Below are 20,225 nucleotides of genomic sequence, written 5' to 3'. Positions count from 1 at the left end.
GCGTTTAGTTTTTCATATGGATTTATGTAAATTTATATTGAAGAAAATGAAAAGCATCTTGCTCATAGTGTTGTTATTAACTTACTTATCTCCTTTTGCTCAGACGCAAAAAAAATACACCATACAGCCCGGCGAGAGTCTTCTTGAAATAGTTCCGAAAAATGAAATGTATGAATATCCCGGTTTTCAAGAAGGGGTGGTCTATTTTAGGAATGGAGTAAGATCTAAAGCACGACTCAACTATAATTTTATCAATGAGGAAATTCTTTTTGTTTCGCCTGATAACGATACGCTTACAATTCTGAATCCAAACGAAGTAAAGTCTGTCAATATTGGAAGCGATCAATTCTTCTACGCAACAAATAGATTTGTAAAGTTGGATACTGTAATTGGAGATATTAAGATCGGAGTTGCCGGTTTCTTTGTGGTTGTCGGCAAAAGAAAGGTAGGTGCCTATGGTTCTACAACTGATGGAGGAACAGATTCATATGGTTCCTTTGTTACTCCAGCTAATGTAAAACTGGATCTTGTTCCAAATATTGTTACAACAATCGCCAGGAGAAACGCTCTGTTTATCGGGAATAAGTTTAATCAATTTATAACAGTAACGAAGAAAAATATTTTTTCACTTTATCCGGAGAAGGAAGCTGAACTTGTAAAGTATTTAAATAATACGAAAGTCGATTTTACATCACGGCAGCATCTCGTACAATTAATTGAATACATGAGCAGGCATTAACTTGAGCAACCTGAAATTTTCTTTGTTACCAAATCAAAACTAACTGAACGCATGATCAAATATTTTTCACTCGGTATCTTGGTATTTTCGTTTACCGGCTTATTTGCTCAAACACAAAAATTTTACACGATTCAACCGGGCGGAAATCTGCTGGATGCTGTTCCGCAAAGCGAAGCATACGAATTTCCTCAATTTGAGCAGGGCATTGTGTTTCTGAAAAACGGGATAAATTCAGCAGCAAAACTGAACTACCATTTGATTTTTGAAGAGATCCTTTTTATTGATGCAAATGGCGATACAGTTACAATTGCAAATCCGGAAGAAGTTAAGTATATATATATCGGGAAGGATCAATTTTACTATGCTCAAAATAAATTTGTAAAACTTGACACAACAATGGGAGATGTGAAATTGGCGGTGGCTGGCTTTTTTACTACTGTGAATACAAAAAAAATAGGCGCTTTCGGTACCAACACCGAAGGTGCCGGTGTTTCACAAGGTGGCTTTATAGCTCCGGATGGAAGAAAAATGAATCTTACTCCCAATGTAATTACAACGATAGCCTATAAAAAAGCACTGTTTATTGGTAACAGGTTCAATCAATTTGTGCCTGTCAACAGAAAGAATATTTTTTCGATCTATCCTGAAAAAGAAAATCAGCTGAAGCAATACCTGGATGGTAATAAGGTCAATTTTTTTTCACGGACTGATGTTGTCAACCTGATTACATATATGGCAAAGTTGTAGTCTATTTTTCAATCAGCATTTCGCTAACAAGATACGCTTCTATTTCACTGATCACCGTCGGCTTTTTCTGCTCATCAATTACAAGACTGATGATGCTGATATTTTCAATTGCCGGGAATGTGATGATCCGCTTTCTTCCAATGGTTGTACCCTTTAACTCCTTTATTACCTCACGCTCCTTGTTCAATAATACTATTCTGTACTGCGCACAAGCTTGTCCATTTTGGAGGTCTTCATTCAACACAATACAATTAATTTTTTCAGGGATATCAAAAATTAATCCAACAGAATTAAAATTGGTAATTGTTTCCGATGTTTGACTAGTTGCATCATTTAAAGCAGGCGCTGGCCTCGAGCCATTGTGTGGTATAAAATAACCTTTACTTCTTAGTGCAAGATTCTTTGTAAAATTTTCTGTTCTCAGTTTCCGAAACCCAACCAAAGCAGCCGAATCATTTGCATGGAACTTCCCTCGTCTGTCAGGCGGCACATTCAACAACAATGTTGTACCACGCCCAACTGATTTTAAATACAACTGCAACAACTCTTCCGGAGATTTTACTTTGTTATCTTCTTCTGCATGATAAAACCAACCCGGGCGAATACTAACATCACATTCAGCAGGAATCCAATGTGTACCATATTTGTTTCCCACATTCAAAGTATCTGTTGAGGGCGCACCAAGTCCGGGAGTAAAACCATCAATGTTTAACGTGTTCCAATTCGTTGTGCCTGCAATTCCTTTTTCATTTCCTACCCAGCGAATATCAGGACCAATATCGCTAAACACGACTGTTGTTGGAGATAGTTTTCGAACGGTTTCTTTAAAACGTTTCCAGTCGTACACTTGTTTTTTGCCATTTGGCCCTTCGCCATTGGCACCATCCCACCACAGTTCGGTAATGGGCCCATAATTGGTGAACAGTTCTTTCATCATATTCACAAATACATCATTGTATTTTTTAGTACCATAATCAGGATGGTTACGGTCCCAGGGAGAAATATAAACACCAAAGTTCAATCCAAATTCTTTGCAGGCAGCAGCTAATTCTTTCAACACATCACCTTTGCCATCCTTCCATTTGCTTTCACGAACGGTGTGTTTGGAATACTTACTCGGCCATAAACAAAACCCGTCATGATGTTTGGCGGTGATGATGATGCCTGTTGCACCCGCTTCTTTTGCAATACGGCACCATTGGCGACAATCAAGCTCTGTGGGGTTGAAGATATCTTCCGGCTCATCACCATGTCCCCATTCTTTATCGGTAAATGTATTGGGACCAAAATGGGCAAACAGATAGAATTCTGAATTATGCCATTTGAGTTGTTGAGGCGTTGGCACGGGGTTAGGGTTTTGTCCAAAGCAAACAATAGTGAGGACAAAGCAAGCTGCGATTGAAAAAATGAATTTTGTCATATGATTTGATTACTCAAATTAGGAAATCCAACTCAGTTAACACCTAACTTTGCGGCACTTTCCGAACTTACAAAAAATCATTTATTATGAGCTTCAGAATTGAAAAAGATACAATGGGAGAAGTAAAAGTTCCCGTTAACGCTTATTACGGTGCACAAACCCAACGCAGCATCGACAATTTTAAAATTGCACAGGATATCAACCGCATGCCAAAAGAAATTATCCGTGCATTTGCTTATCTGAAACATGCAGCCGCTATTACAAACAATGAAGCAGGTGTGTTGCCGAAAAAGAAAGCTGTGTTGATCGGTAAAGTGTGTAAAGAAATTCTGGAAGGAAAGCTGGATGATTTTTTTCCCTTAGTTGTTTGGCAAACCGGTAGCGGTACACAAAGCAATATGAATGTGAACGAAGTGATTGCTTATCGTGGTCATGTGATCAATGGGGGTAAACTTGATGATAAAGAAAAATATCTGCATCCAAATGATGATGTAAACAAAAGCCAAAGCAGTAACGATACATTCCCAACTGCGATGCATATTGCGGCATATAAGATTCTGATAGAAACAACGATTCCCGGAATAGAGAAGTTGCGGAATACATTAGATAAGAAGGCAAAGGCTTATAAGAAAGTAGTGAAGATCGGTCGTACGCATTTTATGGATGCAACGCCGCTTACAGTAGGGCAGGAGTTCAGCGGTTATGTATCGCAATTAGATCATGGATTGAAAGCGATCAAAAATACATTGGCACATTTAAGTGAATTGGCATTAGGTGGTACTGCAGTTGGTACAGGTATCAACACACCTCCAAAATACGATGTGAATGTAGCCAAGCATATTGCCAAACTCACTAAGCTTCCGTTCAAAACGGCCGAGAATAAGTTTGAAGCGTTGGCAGCACATGATGCTATTGTTGAAGCACACGGTGCATTGAAAACAGTTGCAGTTAGCTTGATGAAGATCGCAAACGATATTCGTATGTTGAGCAGTGGCCCACGCAGCGGTATTGGTGAAATTTTTATTCCTGATAATGAGCCAGGTTCTTCTATTATGCCAGGTAAGGTAAACCCAACTCAATGCGAAGCATTAACTATGATCGCTGCACAAGTAATGGGTAATGATGTAGCAATCAATGTTGGTGGTGCAATGGGGCATTTTGAATTGAATGTATTTAAACCTGTAATGATCTACAACTTTCTGCATAGTGCAAGATTGATAGGTGATGGTTGTGTAAGCTTTAATGATAAATGTGCAGTGGGCATTGAGCCAATTGAAGCAAACATTAAAAAGCATGTAGAAAACAGTTTGATGTTGGTTACTTCACTCAACACCAAGATCGGTTATTACAAAGCTGCGGAGATTGCACAAAAAGCACATAAGCAAGGAACAACGCTGAAAGAAATGGCGGTGAAACTTGGTTATGTTACGCCAGAGCAATTTGATGAGTGGGTGATCCCTGCAAACATGGTTGGAAAAATATAAAGAACGATCGACTGAAAACAAAAAAGGAGAAGCTAGCTTCTCTTTTTTTTTATTCATAACTGCTGTATTCATCAGGTTCTGAAAATATTTGTTGTTGTTCGGTTGGCTTAGCGACTTGTGCAGTACCTCCAAAGAACAGGCTGTAAAGTCTTGAAAAGTGATTTGTATCTGTTTCCCGGATGAGATAGGTATTGTCATCGCTCTTCAATATCGATTTGTGATTTGCCAGTGCTACAGACAAAAATGAAGCAGGGATCAATGTGTTTTGCATGTTATAGGTTTTACAGGTTATTAAAGACAAAACCCCTGCCATTGTTTGGCAAGGGTTTTACTTTAACAGGGTTTTATTGTTTGATGAGTTTTACTTTTTCATTGATTGATTTGCCGGTAATATCAAGGAAGTAAACACCTGGTTTATAATTATTCAGATCAAGTTGTAAGTTGGTTTTACCTTTTACAAGGTTGATCTCCAGTGTTTGAATAGTACGACCAGTATTGTCAATTACTCTTAATTGAGCAGTTTCGTCAGCAATAGCATTGATGGTAACAGTTGTTTTTTCGATAACCGGATTCGGGAACACATTTACGTAAACGTCTTGTAGTGCTCCAAAACTTACATCAATGATATCGGTATATTTCTTAGCACCATTGTTTTCATTTGAATGTACACGGTAGTAAACTTTGTTTGCCAGTTTGCCTGCATTGTAATCAATGAAATTGTAGGTGAGGTTTGTAGCCGGGATGTTTTTAGCATCCACCTTTCCGATCTCTTCAAAGTTTACATTGTCAAGGCTGCGTTCTACTGAATAAGAGATCACATCCACTTCGTTGTTCACTACCCATTCAAGTCTTGAATTATCATTGATCGCTTTACCGGTAAAGCTGAATAGGTCAAACGGTAACGTTGAAGACGAAGACATAAAGTAGAAACTGGAGAAGGATGTAACATCAAACTGAATGGCATGTCCATAAGATGACTGAACATATTTTCCGGTAACTGTTTGTCCTAATGCAGACGAAGCCATTGTTGTACCACAGGGGTCATTGTTTTTAAAGACAGACAGATCAGTAATACTAGTAACATTGCTGCCAGAGGTTGCGATCATATCTGCCAGTTCTTTTCCAGTAATATATAATCTTACAGAAACAGGTGTTGCAGGCGGATTATTTTGTACGTTAATTGTTACGTTACGGTTTAAATATTTGTTGCCAAACCCAGTTCTTACCGGTGCTCCCGTTCTTGTAAAAAATGATGTACTGATATCGCCAAGATCGTTGTTGTTTGCATCAATTTCAGCAATAATATTTCCGTTAGGGCCTGTAATAGGTACCCATAAATTGTTATTACCATTAGAAGCATTGATGGTTACTGCAGTTGCGGTAACACATCCTGCACTTGTGCTTGAATCAATTGGGATGCTTGTTGGGATGCTGCTTGGAAAAGGTGACGCACCTGTTGGATTGTAACCAAGGAACTCATATTTTATTACACAACCCGCACAGGCACTGACTGTAGCTACGGGATTGCCAACAGTTGCTGCTGATGCAGCGCTTGAACGATCCATAGAAAGAAAAATTTCTTTCCCATTTGGCGCAAAGGCAATGTCTCTGTATCGGTTTGTACTTTGAAAATAAGTAACTGTATCGGCTCCAGCTGTAGGAATTACAGCTGTACCGGCATCATTCAATTTTAATCGAATGGTACGTCCCCATTTCAATCCAGCGGCAAGTAAAGAGTTTTTCCATCCGGGAATTAATGTGTGTGTGTAAATATCTAAACCAGACCACCCTTCTGAATGCCAGCCAGCATTACCAGGTGTGGTTGCAGCACTCCAAATAGAAGAAACAGTTCCTGCGCCGGTTCCGGGATAGGCAGTAAAGAGCGGATCTTTGTAGGCTCCGTATAAAGAAGCACTTGCATTGATCGTATTCATGTTGGTTACTTCATTACCAATAGGCGGAGCGCTTGATGCTGCTGCTGCTTGGCCATCAACGGTATATGAACCACCTGTCCATCCAAAGGATACGCCTGCAGAAGTGCTGGTACTCAAACCCGGCGTTGTGGTTCCATTATAATTGCCATCCGCTGCATAGCCTATCACTATCGGATGTCCATAATTCTTAAAGCCTTCAATGATATTTATTTCGTCATCGCTGAAGGGGCCATGCGATGAACCATACAAAATATTTAATGCTGGATTATAAGCAAAGCCCTGGTTATTTCGTATTCCAATGCTCCAAACTGCACTTTTGCCAACAATTGGAGCAACATCATTATAGGGATTTGACGCCGGGATCCATTTTTGATTACCGGTACCTGAACATGTATCGGACAATGCAAAGCGTAAAATTTTTCCTTCGTATGCATTAATATGCTGCGCCTTCATTGGTCGGGTTATGTTTGCTGAAGTTGGAAACTGTTGCCCGGCACCCATATCTCCTGCCGCATAAAATAAATAGTAATCTGAACCTCCCTGTGTCATCGGTGCAATAATCATTCGTTGCGAATTATGATCACCACTGCCAGGTATTGTGTCGCAAATGGAAACAGGTGATTCTAATTTGTTGGTACTATGATTATACAGGAAACGAACGATCCTGTTTGTATAGACTATGCCGCCATTCCAGGTGTGTACATACGAAACATACACATAATTTTCACCCCCGGATGCGCCGGTAAAATTGGGATGTAATGCCATGCCTGCAAAACCTCCTTGTGGGTTATTGGCTGAAATATCAAACTGTCTATTAAATGTTTGGTCTGGCGCAGGCAAAAAAGTACTACCCTGCGAAACATCCAGTACTACTTGTTTTGCACCTGTAACAGGATGAATTCTGTTGAGCTTATAACCTTTCGCTTCTGTAACCCACAAATAATTGTCCGGTCCGTAAGTTATTTCCCATGGGTCGGCCAGCACGTTTGCCGCCGATAAGATGGTTTGCCTGTAAACTTCATTCATTTTACCGGAAGTAATGGACGTACTTGTTGGTGGTGCCGATACAAGAATGCTGAAATTATTCGCTACTGATTCTGCAGCAGGAGTAGTTGAGTAAGCAGACGATGAATATACTCTGATGTAATATTGCGTTGATGGAGCTAGTCCACTTGATATCGTTAATTCACCTTGGCCACAAGCAATACTAGCCAAGCTGCCACATGCGCCTGAGTACACTTGTATCATAGCTCCGTTTGCACTTAATGTTGCACCGGGTGTTACAGTAATACTCGCATAAGTTTGAGTGCTTCCAGTTGTGTAACTGAACCAAACGTCATCATCAGGCGTTCCTGTTGCACAACCAACTGTTGTTCCACTGGCAGCAGCATTTAAAACAGATCCTGTTGAATTGGTTGTACCCGATGTAAGTACAAGTGCACCTGCACAGTTATCGTTTGAAGGTACTGCTGTGTAAGAAACGCAGATGTCGAATCCCCAATTGGCAGCTGTACCACCAGTGGCTGTACCGGTTGTAAAAACCCTGAAATAATATTGTGTGGCTGGTGTAAGATTTGTCAATGAAAGACTTGAAGTGCCGCTTGCTGTTGTACCAATAGAAGTTCCGGTAAATACACCCGCAGCACAACTGGAAGAAGTAAATGCTTCAATAAATGTATTAGATGAAGTGAGGCTTCCTCCAAAATTGGAAGCAGCAATTTGAACGTTTCTGATATTAGCTGGTGTTGTAAACGTGTACCAAACATCTCTTGTTGTACCTGCACCGTTGGTTGGACTACCGGTAGTAGTTGCATTCAATAATGTTTGATTGGTTGTAGCACCGCAGATTGTTACTGGTGAGATGTTTGTTGCACCTGTGCAAACATCATTGGAGGGAGGCGGCAATAAACTTACGCAAGCAGTAAAGGTACCTTGACCACTTCCATTACCTGAGCTATAAACTCTGAAATAATATGTTACTCCACTTGTGAGTCCTGTCAAAGTAGTTGTTTCACTTGAAGAACCGCTCGTATTGTTCACACATCCATATGAGCTCAAACTTGAGCAATCGCCACTATATGCTTCAAGTACAATATTGGTTATTGGAGATGCACCACTTGGTGTAATTGTAATTACATGTGAACTAGCAGTTGCGATGAAATTAAACCAAACATCGTCATCAGCAGTTGTTCCGCCAGCACAACGAGTTATAGTTTGGGTTGCTGCTATCGTCGTGCCCGAAGTAGTACTCGTGCATGTTGCGTCGGAGTTGACAACTACTGAAATGGCCCCGGCACAATCGTTGTTAGCCGGTTGTGCATATGAAATAAATGAAATAGCACAAAAGAAAGAAATGAACAGGATACGTTTCATGATTTTACGAGGATTGTTTGGATTTTGTAAAAGTAGGATGACTGTACTTGCCTGCCAATAGAAGATTCCCCTTATTAAATGCGGAAAATACTGGAATGAAAAGGATGCAGTTTTACAGTTCATCAAACAGCGTAATTAATTGTAATACTACTTTTTCAAAACTTCGTATGAACTACAATACAGATGCATCAATTACTGCATATAGGTTACCGTAGTTATTCATCTTGGTTTGAATTGATCAGCAGCCTACTTTTATATTCCTTTTTAATTGAATTTGTTTTTAATCCGATAGCTTATGCAGAAATCTCTACTCCTTATTTATCAACTTATTTTTATTTTACTTGTCTCGGCTTTTTGTAACAAAGCGATCGCACAATCTGTGCAAACCGGAAAAAGTTATATCAACATCAGCAAGCCAACAGGTGGTACAATTCAAAATGGTGATCAATTAGAGATACGTGCTGTAATTGCTGTAACAGGCAGTTCTGCTTATTTTGCGAGGTACAACGATACAATTCCAACAGGCACCACCTACATTGCAAATTCAATCCGCTTTACTACGAATGAAGGAATGAATTATGGCACGCCGTTACGGACAACGGGCTTACTCACCGATGCAGGTGGGGATGATGAAGCACGATATAATGGAGGCGTGTTACGTGTAAACGTTGGCAGCCTTACAAGAGTTGGAGGGCAAACCGCTGCATACAATGCTGTTGCTGCACCCAATACGATCGATATCCTTCCGGCAGCATCTGGTTGCAGAATTTATAATACAGGTCGCCCGAGTTTTTTTGGAGGTACATGTATCATCATGATCACTTACAGAGTAACGGTGAATACAACTGCCGGTAATTCCTTTACAATAGCCGGAGGTGCTTTTCGATATAAAACAGCCAATACATTGAGCGAAGCAACATTGCCCAGTGTTGTTCGCTACTTAAACCGAATGACGGTGATGGTAACAGATCCTCTTCCTGTTTGCAGCACTGTAGGCGGTAATTCAATTACAGGTAACGGTGGAAATTTCGGGAGCGGTTCTACACAAAATTTAAGCCCGGTTCCTGCTGCGGGAACGGTAGTGCCGGGGTACCAATGGCGTGCGTTTGCAGCACCAACTTCGGGACCTAACGACAGCATGTTTACGGTTGCTAACAACACCAGCCCAACCGGCAGTACCAACGCAAGTCTTGCTTATCCCAATTCAAACCGTCAGTTTAATTTATGGGACATCATCGGCGATCATACCAATGCAGCTGATCCGTTGGCGGGCAATCCGGCAACAACACCCGGACAACCCGGAGGTTACATGGCTGTGGTAAATGCTGCCTACGGTATTAATAATGCAGTACAGCAAACAGTAAGTGGTTTGTGCCCGGATACATACTATGAGTTTTCCGCATGGTTCAGAAATATATGCCGCAGGTGTAGCAGTGATACTTCGGGCAAAGGTTCAGGAACCACAGGATTTAAAAACTATATGGCTCCTGTTGTTCCTAACACAAATGATTCTGCAGGAGTATTACCTAATCTTACTTTCCAGGTTGATGGAATGGATTATTATACAACGGGTAATCTTGACTACAATGGCCAATGGGTTAAGAAGGGTTTTTTATTTAGAACAGCGCCGGGTCAGACATCTGTAAATATTGTCATTCGTAATAATGCACCCGGTGGTGGTGGTAATGATTGGGTGATGGATGATGTTGCGTTTTCAACTTGTTTACCCGGATTGAATATGCGGCCATCAAATAACCCTGTTTATTGTAATAACGGGCAAGTTGACATGTCAGTAATTGTACAATCTTTTTACAGCAACTATCAATATTATCGTTGGGAACGAAGTATTGATAATGGTGCTTCCTGGAACAATGCACCAATGTCCCCGAGTGCTCAAACCTTCAGCTATACTTATAATTCACCTTATTATGTTGATACTGTTGCGTACCCAAGCTTTATTGCCAATCCTTCAAATAGTGGGCATCGTTTCAGAATTCGTGTTGGCACATCGCTCACTAATTTAGGTAACAATAGTTGTGCTTCATACAATAACACTGATGTTATTTCACTTGGATTAAATGCCACTTGCGACGTATTGCCTGCAAGTTTTATAAGAGTAAACAGCTCTCTCATTAATCGTCATGCAAAACTGATCTGGGATATTGCAGATGAACAACCAAATACTTCTTATAGTATTGAACGAAGTGAAAATGGAATGCAATACGCAGAAACAGGAAAAATTAACGGAGCATTACTGTTACGATATGTGTGGAATGATCCTGTAGCTGCTCATCAAAGAACATACTACAGAGTGAAAATGATCACAGGAAGTGCTGTTAAATACAGCAAAGTAGTTGTTGTAGCGCAGCAAGGATATGAATTGGATATGCAGGTATTTAATAACCCTTTTCATGAACGCATACTTATTGATTTTACAAGCGACAAACAACGTCCTGTAACAATTCAACTGATTGATATCACCGGCAGAGTAACACATGAACGGAAACAACTATTAACTGCCGGAATCAATACAGTTCAGCTTGAACTAAACGACAATGCATCTTCGGGTATCTATATTCTTCAGGTATTGTATGAGGGAAAATCAATTCAGAAAAAACTAATTGGTAATTAAATCCTGACGCAACTAAGTGTAAACCAATACGAGCTCATAGAGGCTTCTCGTTAGAATGTCATAATCGGGAAGTTTTACTATTGCTTCCGAAGAATTTATGATTGAATTTTGGAAAGTCGTCCGTATACTATCCAAATAGCTATGAAACCAAATTTGTATCTGAAGTCAATTCGACTAATTATTTTATTGCTTTCTCTTATAGCAATTCCATTTATTTCATTTGGGCAGGCAGCTAATAATACTTGTGGAAGTTCTGTTTTGCTGACTTCAGGCATTGCGTGCTCAACAACCATAGGAGATTTGCAAGATGCAACAAAAGATGGCCCTAACAGCGGTGCCGGTTGCTCTCACACAACAACAAACGATGTTTGGTATCGGTTCTCTGCACAGTCATCAACAACAACCATAACCATAAGTGGTCTGGGTTCGAATCTTTCCGGTGCAAATACATTTGTTGAAATATTAAGCGGGAGTTGCGGATCATTTACATCAATCAGTTGTCAAAGCGTTTCTACAAGTCTTGTTGTATCAGGCTTATCTGTAAGCACAACTTATTATGTGCGGGTATATACTACAAGTACAACAACAGGTAACCCATCTAACAGAAGAGGTTTTTCAATTTGCATAACTCATCCCGCTCCGCCACCTGCAAATGATAATTGTGCATCTGCAACATCGCTAACCTCAAACACTTCTTGTAGTAATATCGCAGGTACAGTAATTGGAGGAACCAGTTCCGGCATCGCCGTTCCTTCGTGTGGTGGCACGGCTGATGATGATGTGTGGTATAGTTTTACTGCTGTACAATCTATCACAACTATTTCATTGAGCGGTATTGAAACAAATCTCGCTGCTTCCGGAACTGTTGTGGAATTATTCTCGGGTACCTGCGGCAGCTTAACATCGCTGGGTTGTAATTTTGGCACTTCTTCAGCATTAAGTTTATCCTCTTCGCTTACAATAGGAGCTACCTATTATATTCGTGTTTACTCAATGGGTAATACAGCGTTAACCTCTACAGGTGGTTATAATATTTGTATTACACATGTTTCGCCGCCAGCCAATGATAATTGCGCAGGAGCAATTAATCTGATTCCGGGAGTAAGCTGTATAAATACAGCAGGCACCGTGGTTGGTGCTACTAATTCAGGAATTACAGCGCCTTCATGCGGTGGTGTTTCTGATGATGATGTATGGTATATGTTTACAGCTACAGTTGCACCCACTACTACTATTACGTTAAGCGGCTTGGGAACTAACCTGAGTGGATCCGGCGCCTATATGGAATTATTTTCAGGCACATGCGGCAGTTTAACTTCACTATTCTGCAGTACCAGTGGAAGTATTTCAATGAGTTTAACAAACGGCGCTGTTTATTATGTAAGGGTTTATTCTGCAGGCTCATCCGCAATTACAAGTAATGGCACATTTAATATCTGTATTACAACACCTGCGGCAACAGTGCCAGCTAACGTATCAACAGGTAAAAGTTTTATTAATATCACCAGACCAAATGGTGGTACAATTATTCCGGGTGATGTGTTGGAAATAAGAGTTTCTGTAAACGTAGCTAATAATGGATCAAATCGAATTTTCAGAGCACGTTATAATGATACGATTCCCTCTAACTTAACGTATGTGGCGGGCTCATTGAAATTATTGACCAACGAAGGCAAGCAGTATGCTGCTTATACTGATGCATCCGGTGATGATTTTGGTATGTATGATGGTTCTAACAGAACAGTTCGATTCAATCTTGGAAGAGATACAACGAATATGCCTACCAGTTCAGTTAATTCAACAGGAATTGATAGTGCAACAGGAGGTTATTATAATTCCGGCACACACAGGCCACGTGGAAATGGGGTGCTTGTGATCGTTACGTATCGTGTTACGGTTGATGCATCAATTGCATACAATACAATTGTTAACTATGGTTCCGGAGCAGTCCGGTATCGTAATCAGCTGTCATCGGTTGGTGCAGTTGATTATACAAATAACCCAAACAGTCTTTCTTTTATCATTTACCCTAACTATGGTTTATGTTCAAATGCAACCGGTGCAAATAATGTAAACGCAGGTAGTGGAGATTTTGGATCAGGAACCAGTCTTAACGGAGCTAATCCCGGAACTGTATCAGGATATAACTTTGTGGCATTGGCGGCAAGTAACCCGCAGGATGGTAATTTTTCCGTCACAAAAAATCTAAGCCCTAATCAATTAACTGATCCAACTGTCGCCCGTCCTAATACAACATCAGGCAATCGTATTTTCGGCGTGTGGGATATTATTGGTGATCATACCGGTGCCGCAGATCCCTTAGCTGGCAACCCTGCACCTGCAAATGGTGTAAGCGGTGGTTATATGCTGGCCGTAAATGCGGCGTATCAATTAAGTATTGCCAATAACCAAAATATTACGGGCTTGTGCGAGGATACTTATTATGAATTCTCGGCATGGTTCAGGAATGTATGTAAACGATGTGGTTCTGATAGCACCGGTACAGGAGCTTCAGGAGTTACAGTGAATGCAAGTTATATTCCAACAGCACCGGGTGATTCATCGGGTGTAAAACCAAATCTTACATTCCAGATAAATGGTATTGACTATTACAATACAGGAACCATGGATTATATTGGTACATGGGGTCAATGGGTGAAGAAAGGTTTTGTATTCAAAACAGGTGTTGGACAAACAGCGCTCACTATCTCCATTAAAAATAATGCACCGGGTGGTGGTGGTAACGATTGGGTAATGGATGATATTTCTTTTGCTACCTGCTTACCTACATTAACAATGCGTCCAACAAATTCACCCACCTATTGTGACAATAACCAGGTAGATATTTCAGTTGCTGTTTCTACTTTCTTTGATAACTATAATTATTATCAATGGGAGCGTAGTACAGATAATGGTACAACCTGGATATCTGCTCCAGAAAGCCCTTCCGTGCAGAGCTTTGGATTTACGAATTACAGTGGAGAATACAGAGATACTGCAGCATTGCCTTCGTTTATAGCCTCAAGTACATACAATGGTTATAAGTATCGCATCCGTGTGGGTACATCAACTACAAACCTCTCGTCAGGTAGCTGTGCTTTGTATAACGATGTTGATATCATTACGATCAATGTACAACCATCCTGTGCAGTTTTACCTGTTGAAATACTTCAATTCAATGTGCAGTTGAAAAACGAATTTGCTGTACTTCATTGGAAAGCAAAACAGGAAGCGAATCTTATTGGCTATACCGTTGAACGTAGTACCGATGGTAGAAATTTCACTTCAGTTGGCATGCTGACTGCAAAAGGGGCACAGTCTAACGAGGAACAATATTTTTTCAACGACACTAAACTTGTGTATGGTAAAGTATATTATCGCCTGCGTTTATCTGCTGTGCAAGGCGGAACAAAATTCAGCAACGTACTTACTGTACAGCCGGGGCAGGCAAAGTTATTTGATGTAAGTAATCTTGTAAATCCAATCGCTTCAAAATTGTCATTCCAGGTTATCGTTGCAGAAAAGGAACAGATCGATGTTCAGTTACTTGATGCCACAGGCCGGTTTATCCTTACAAAGAAACTTGCTGTAAGTAAAGGAACAAACGCAATGATGCTTGATGTTCCGGATAACTTACAGCCTGGCTCTTATATTGTACGAATTGTTTCAAGACATGGTATCGTTAACAAGCCCGTGCAAAAACGATAGTGTTGTCAGTTTGGGAAAATGTTTTTTCAACTTTATCAGTAAAGAAATTTTGTGCGGTTAATGCACCGTAAATATTGTACTGAACTAATTTGGATCCAGTGTACTTTATGTATGCTGGATTTTTATTTGCACACGTTTTCCGTGAGGAATTGATCCGCTAACTGTTTTTCTGTTATAAAATACGTGATTTTACGGTATAGTTTAGAGGTTCTACTATAGGTAGATTAAATGGATTTGTTCATTTTTGTAATGGTTTACCATTATCCTAAGTAACAATCACTATGAAACTATCGTTGTACCCAAGATCGATCCGGCTGTTTTTTTTAGTATGCTCCTTTCTGAGCATTCCATTCACACAAATATTTGCACAGAACGAATGTGCAACAGCCGTTACACTTACTTCATCAACTGGTTGCAATAACACAAATATTAACTTAAGCAGTGCTACAGCAAGTGCAGGTATTCCTTTGGGATGTGCTGCTGCCGGTACATACAATGATTATTGGTATAGCTTTACAGCAGTATCAACTTCGCATACAATTACACTAAGCAATATTGGCGGAAGAATTACTGCTCCGAGAATTCAGCTTTATAGTGGCACATGTGGTGCATTAACATCTGTTGCCTGTTCGTCATCTCCTCACACAGCTTTAACACAAGCAGGGTTAACGATTGGTGCAAACTATTATGTACGTATATCACAATATGGTGCATTTGGCGGAACAGGAAATTACAGAGCAGATATTTGTATTACACATCCGGTTGCGCCACCGGCGAATGATGAATGTAGTGGATCTGTCCTTTTAACATCAAGTACTGCATGTAACAATACCGCTTCAACGTTATTTTATGCAACAAGCAGCACCGGTACAATTCCGGTTGGTTGTGCTATAGCTACACCGGTGTATGAAGTATGGTTCAGGTACGTTGCTACATCAACAACGCAGATTGTAAGGTTGAGTAGTTTAGGAAGTTCACTCACGAGTGCATCCACCTATGTGCAGATGTTCAGTAGCTCTACAGGTTTATGTGGCGGTACACTTACTTCGTTAGGTTGTAGTGCAGCAAGTTCAGCACTTACGGTCAATTCGCTAACCATTGGTACTACCTATTACATACGGGTATTTGTTTCTTCTAACCCGGTAGGTATAACGTCGGCAGCGTATGCATTTAATATATGTGTGCAACAAAGTGGCGGCAATGATGATTGTGCTAATGCCATACAATTGACAAGCGGTACCACATGCAATACTGTTTCTGGAACATTAGATGGTTCAACAACATCTGCATCATTATTTGGTGGCAGTTGTGGTGTAGCAAATGCCGCGGATGTGTGGTATAGTTTTGTTGCTCAGTCAACAAATCCTACTGTTACTTTTAGCAATATCGGAATTCCAACAGGTAATCCAGGTGGTAGAAGATGGGCATTTCAAGTACTTTCAGGTTCATGTGGAAGCTTCTCAAGTTTGTATTGCTCAGAAAATACAAATGGAGGGGCAAGTATTTCAACGACAGGTCTTACCATTGGCACAACTTATTATGTCAGGGTATATTCAAATCAAACAACTACGCCAACAAGTGCCTGGACATTTACTTTATGCGTTACTGATCCGGCAACAAACTATGCAGTTGAAACAGCGAAAAGTTATGTCAACATCACAAAACAAAACGGTGGTGGAAGTATTGATGTGGGCGATGTACTTGAAATAAGAACAACCATGTCATTAACGGGTACAGCTACCATCGATAGTTTATCGTTTCATGATACATTAAAAACAGGCGCTGGGTTTGCCTACCAGTCCGGAACATTAGCAATGCGGACAAACGAAGGCAAGGTCTATGGTTCGATGTATACCGATGCTGTAGGCGATGATCAGGCTTTTGCAGTAGGAAGTGGCGCAGGGACTGATACAATTATCAGGATCAATTTTGGTGCAAATGCTACTTTAACTCGTGGAGGATCAGCAGTAGGAAATACCTCAAGACCAAGAACAGCAGCGAACAACTATCTTATAATGGCTACTTACAGAGTAGTTATAAACAGAGGTGAAGGAACAAGAATCAATTTTGGTGGAGGTTCTTTCCGATACAGAGAAGCAAGCACAGGCGTGTTCAGAGTCGTTACATTTCCAAGGGATAGTATGATTGTGTACGCAAGTCCTGAGGTGTGCCCCAATGCAGTATCTGCAACAAATGTAATAGGTGATGAATTTAACGGAACCTTTGGTACAGCCACCGGAACTAGTCAGCACAACAGAACTCCTTCTGCCAACACGAATTATGTGTACAGAACATTTACATCAGGCACACCAAATGATAATTTTTATGGGATTACAAATAATACTGCCGCTTTAGGAACAGTTACTGATCGGTTATTGCCGATTCCGACAACTAGCGGCACTAATCGGGTGTTTACTGTGTGGGATATCAGTGGCGATCATACGGGTGCGGCGGATGAAGAACGAGGCAACCCACCTTGTGATGCTGCGCAGCCTGTGAGTCCCACAAACCCTTGTGGTTACATGATGGTATTTAATGCGGCGTATAAAACCGATACTGCATTTCAGTTTAATGTGGCCAATGCTTGTCCTAATACTTACTATGAAGTTTCTGCCTGGTTTAAAAACGTATGTTATAAATGTGGACAGGATTCAGTTGGTAGGGGACAATGGGTTGCTTCAGGATATATTCCAACAGCTACAAATGATACGGCCGGTGTTCGGCCAAATATTGCCATCAAAGTAAACAACCTTGATTATTATAATACCGGCGATATTCGTCATCAGGCTGCAGGCGTACCACGAATGTCAACAACGGCCGATACAGCCAACCGTTGGGTAAAGCGTGCATTTGTTTACAGAACAGATGCAACTACCACCAACTTTACACTAACACTACGCAACAATGCACCGGGTGGTGGTGGTAACGATTGGGCTATTGATGATATTTCATTTAAAACCTGTTCGCCTACATTGCAAATGACGCCAAATGCCAGCCAAACATTTTGTGAAAATGCCCAGGTTGATATGCGTGTGTTTGTAGAATCGTATTACAATATGTACCAGTATTACGAGTGGGAACGAAGTACCGATGGTGGTAATACTTGGGGACCTGCTCCTGAAGTTACCGGTGCACAAACGTTCAGTTATACGAATGTTGGAAACGGGTACAGAGATACTGTTGCCTATCCTTCAATTCTTGCAACAGCAATGGCGAATGGCAATCGCTACCGTATTCGTGTAGCCACTACAGCAGGTGGTTTAAGCAATTCATGCGCCGTATTTAATTCAGACGAAACAATCGTGATCAATGTTAGTAATCCTACAAGTTGCAGTGTATTACCTGCTGATTTGTTGAAGTTCAATGTGCAGTTACAGGGCGAAACAGGTGTGCTTACCTGGAAATCTAAGAATGAAAATTTAAGGGGTTATGAAGTGGAAAGCAGTAAGGACGGACTTCATTTCAACTATATTGGTTATGTAGATGCAAGGGGCAATGATGGCGCAGAAATCAATTATACATTTAATGACCCTACACCTGTTTCAGGTAAAGTGTATTACCGTTTAAAAATGCTGGGTAAAGTAACAGGCAACAACAAGTTCAGCAACACGCTTTCTGTTACACTCCTTCACACAGAAAAAATGGAGATTTCCAATCTGGTAAATCCATTCATCAGTAAAGTGAACTTTCAGTTGACAGCATTCCGTAACGAAGAAGTGCAATTGCAGTTAACCGATGCATTGGGCAACCCGATCGTAAATAAAAAACTGATGGTGAGTAAAGGTGTAAACGGTATTTCATTTGATGTACCACAGCACATTGCAAAAGGTTCTTATCTCTTACGTGTTGTATCTGCATCAGGAGCAATTCATAGAATAATACAAAAACAATAGATCATCAGGTACAAATAAAAAAAGACTACTTAAGCGGTAGTCTTTTTTTATTTGAAGCAAACAATGTCATTCACTTCGTGAATGCTATCCTTTGTATTGTTTGATAAAGTTGATGAAACTAAATAGTTTGAAATTGCTGGTTCTACATTACCTGTGCATCATCGCCTACTTCTGTATTTGTTTCAACGGTTGTATTAGTTTGTTCCTCGTTACGTGGTTTAAAGAAACGTTTTTGAAAAACCAAGATCGTAATAACTCCTGTTGAAATAGCGGCATCAGCAATATTGAAAATAGCCTGGAAAAATGTAAATGGTTTGCCACCCCAGATCGGTACCCAGTTGGGCATCATTTTATTTTCAATGATAGGGAAGTACAACATGTCTACAACATGGCCGTGTAAAAACGATGAGTAACCTTTGCCGGTTGCTTTTGCCAATCCGTCGTAACCAAAATAGGTATCGGTTGCAGCATTATAGATCATGCCTTTGTCGAAGATCATTCCATAAAACAAACTATCGATCAGGTTGCCCAAAGCGCCGGCGTAGATCAACGCTGCACAAATAATAAAGCCTCTGTGGTATTTTTCTTTTACGATCTTAACGAGGTACCAGGTGCCGAAGATAACTGCACCTAAACGAAACAAGGTAAGTGCCATCTTCGCCCATTCGCTGTTGCCTAATTTCCAACCATAGGCCATACCTGCGTTCTCGATAAAGTATAAACGAAACCAGCGTCCAAAAATGAATTTTTCATCCTGGTACAGCATGGTGGTCTTGATCCAGATCTTTAACCCCTGGTCAGCAAACAGAATCAAAAGAATAATTAATATGACGTAACGAAGTTTCACGAAAACGAATTTTAGTGAGCAAAGATAGTAGAAAGGGAGTGAAGCTACACGCTGTTCGCTGCTTGCCACTCGCTACTCATCATCTGGAAAGCTTATTCAGGAAACCTAGTAGCATTTTTGCTCATCATTTATCTCGCCTAATAATTCAACTAATTTATTCTCATTGCCAAAATTTAATCGCTGTGCAATTAATAAATGGGTCTCTAATTCGTAAGAAGAGCCTAACGAAATTTCTATAAATCTTGCATAATCTTTTTCACTGGCTCGGCTGCTGCCCTCGGCAATGTTAGCGGGTATTGACACGCCAGCTCTATTAATCTGTGAAATAATGCCAAATTTTTCTGCTGATGGAAATTCATTTGTTAGTTGAAACGAGTTAACAGCGATATCCATTCCTTTTTGCCAGATTCGAAGCTCTTTAAAATTTTTCATGTAAGTGTTTTATTTT

Annotated in this window: 11 protein-coding genes; 6 read left to right on the top strand and 5 right to left on the bottom strand. The window is 40.4% G+C overall.

Annotated features, from left to right (window positions below; translation table 11 throughout):
- Positions 1-46: 46 nt before the first annotated feature.
- Together WG989_RS02730 and WG989_RS02725 are read left to right on the top strand one after the other, a co-directional pair.
- Positions 47-739 carry a hypothetical protein gene (locus tag WG989_RS02730; protein ID WP_340427182.1) on the top strand — a complete coding sequence of 231 codons (693 nt, stop codon included), beginning with the start codon at positions 47-49 and terminating at the stop codon, positions 737-739.
- Between the two features lie 51 nt (positions 740-790).
- Complete coding sequence (locus WG989_RS02725; protein WP_340427180.1) at positions 791-1,486, top strand: hypothetical protein; 696 nt, start codon at positions 791-793, stop codon at positions 1,484-1,486.
- Position 1,487: 1 nt separating this feature from the next.
- On the opposite strand, the gene WG989_RS02720 is transcribed toward WG989_RS02725, so the two are convergent.
- A complete protein-coding gene (locus WG989_RS02720; RefSeq protein WP_340427179.1) occupies positions 1,488-2,906 on the bottom strand; it encodes an alpha-L-fucosidase in 1,419 nt (472 codons plus the stop codon).
- A gap of 86 nt (positions 2,907-2,992) precedes the next feature.
- Between WG989_RS02720 and fumC the strand changes: the two genes are divergently transcribed.
- Positions 2,993-4,390 (top strand): class II fumarate hydratase, encoded by a 1,398-nt coding sequence (fumC, locus tag WG989_RS02715; RefSeq protein WP_340427178.1) that lies wholly within the window; start codon positions 2,993-2,995, stop codon positions 4,388-4,390.
- Between the two features lie 49 nt (positions 4,391-4,439).
- On the opposite strand, the gene WG989_RS02710 is transcribed toward fumC, so the two are convergent.
- Together WG989_RS02710 and WG989_RS02705 are read right to left on the bottom strand one after the other, a co-directional pair.
- On the bottom strand, positions 4,440-4,661 hold the full coding sequence (locus WG989_RS02710) for a hypothetical protein (RefSeq protein WP_340427177.1): 222 nt from the start codon (positions 4,659-4,661) through the stop codon (positions 4,440-4,442).
- Between the two features lie 73 nt (positions 4,662-4,734).
- Positions 4,735-8,697 (bottom strand): PQQ-dependent sugar dehydrogenase, encoded by a 3,963-nt coding sequence (locus WG989_RS02705; RefSeq protein WP_340427176.1) that lies wholly within the window; start codon positions 8,695-8,697, stop codon positions 4,735-4,737.
- A 295-nt stretch (positions 8,698-8,992) separates the two neighbouring features.
- On the opposite strand from WG989_RS02705, the gene WG989_RS02700 reads away from it, so the two are divergent.
- The 3 genes from WG989_RS02700 to WG989_RS02690 all read left to right on the top strand — a co-directional run bounded on the left by WG989_RS02700 (position 8,993) and on the right by WG989_RS02690 (position 18,930).
- Positions 8,993-11,329 carry a T9SS type A sorting domain-containing protein gene (locus tag WG989_RS02700; RefSeq protein WP_340427175.1) on the top strand — a complete coding sequence of 779 codons (2,337 nt, stop codon included), beginning with the start codon at positions 8,993-8,995 and terminating at the stop codon, positions 11,327-11,329.
- A gap of 141 nt (positions 11,330-11,470) precedes the next feature.
- On the top strand, positions 11,471-15,037 hold the full coding sequence (locus WG989_RS02695; RefSeq protein WP_340427174.1) for a T9SS type A sorting domain-containing protein: 3,567 nt from the start codon (positions 11,471-11,473) through the stop codon (positions 15,035-15,037).
- 281 nt (positions 15,038-15,318) lie between these two features.
- Positions 15,319-18,930 (top strand): hypothetical protein, encoded by a 3,612-nt coding sequence (locus WG989_RS02690; protein ID WP_340427172.1) that lies wholly within the window; start codon positions 15,319-15,321, stop codon positions 18,928-18,930.
- A 142-nt stretch (positions 18,931-19,072) separates the two neighbouring features.
- Here the strand turns inward: WG989_RS02690 and WG989_RS02685 are convergent, their stop codons facing one another.
- Together WG989_RS02685 and WG989_RS02680 are read right to left on the bottom strand one after the other, a co-directional pair.
- The gene (locus WG989_RS02685) at positions 19,073-19,777 is read right to left on the bottom strand and encodes a lipoprotein signal peptidase (protein WP_340427170.1); all 705 of its coding nucleotides are present in this window, start codon (positions 19,775-19,777) and stop codon (positions 19,073-19,075) included.
- 105 nt (positions 19,778-19,882) lie between these two features.
- Complete coding sequence (locus WG989_RS02680) at positions 19,883-20,209, bottom strand: four helix bundle protein (protein WP_340427169.1); 327 nt, start codon at positions 20,207-20,209, stop codon at positions 19,883-19,885.
- Positions 20,210-20,225: the final 16 nt, after the last annotated feature.

Source organism: Lacibacter sp. H407 (genome assembly GCF_037892605.1).
Taxonomy (GTDB): domain Bacteria; phylum Bacteroidota; class Bacteroidia; order Chitinophagales; family Chitinophagaceae; genus Lacibacter.
Note: the sequence above shows the minus strand (reverse complement) of the source record. Positions and strands in the feature narration are given on the sequence as shown.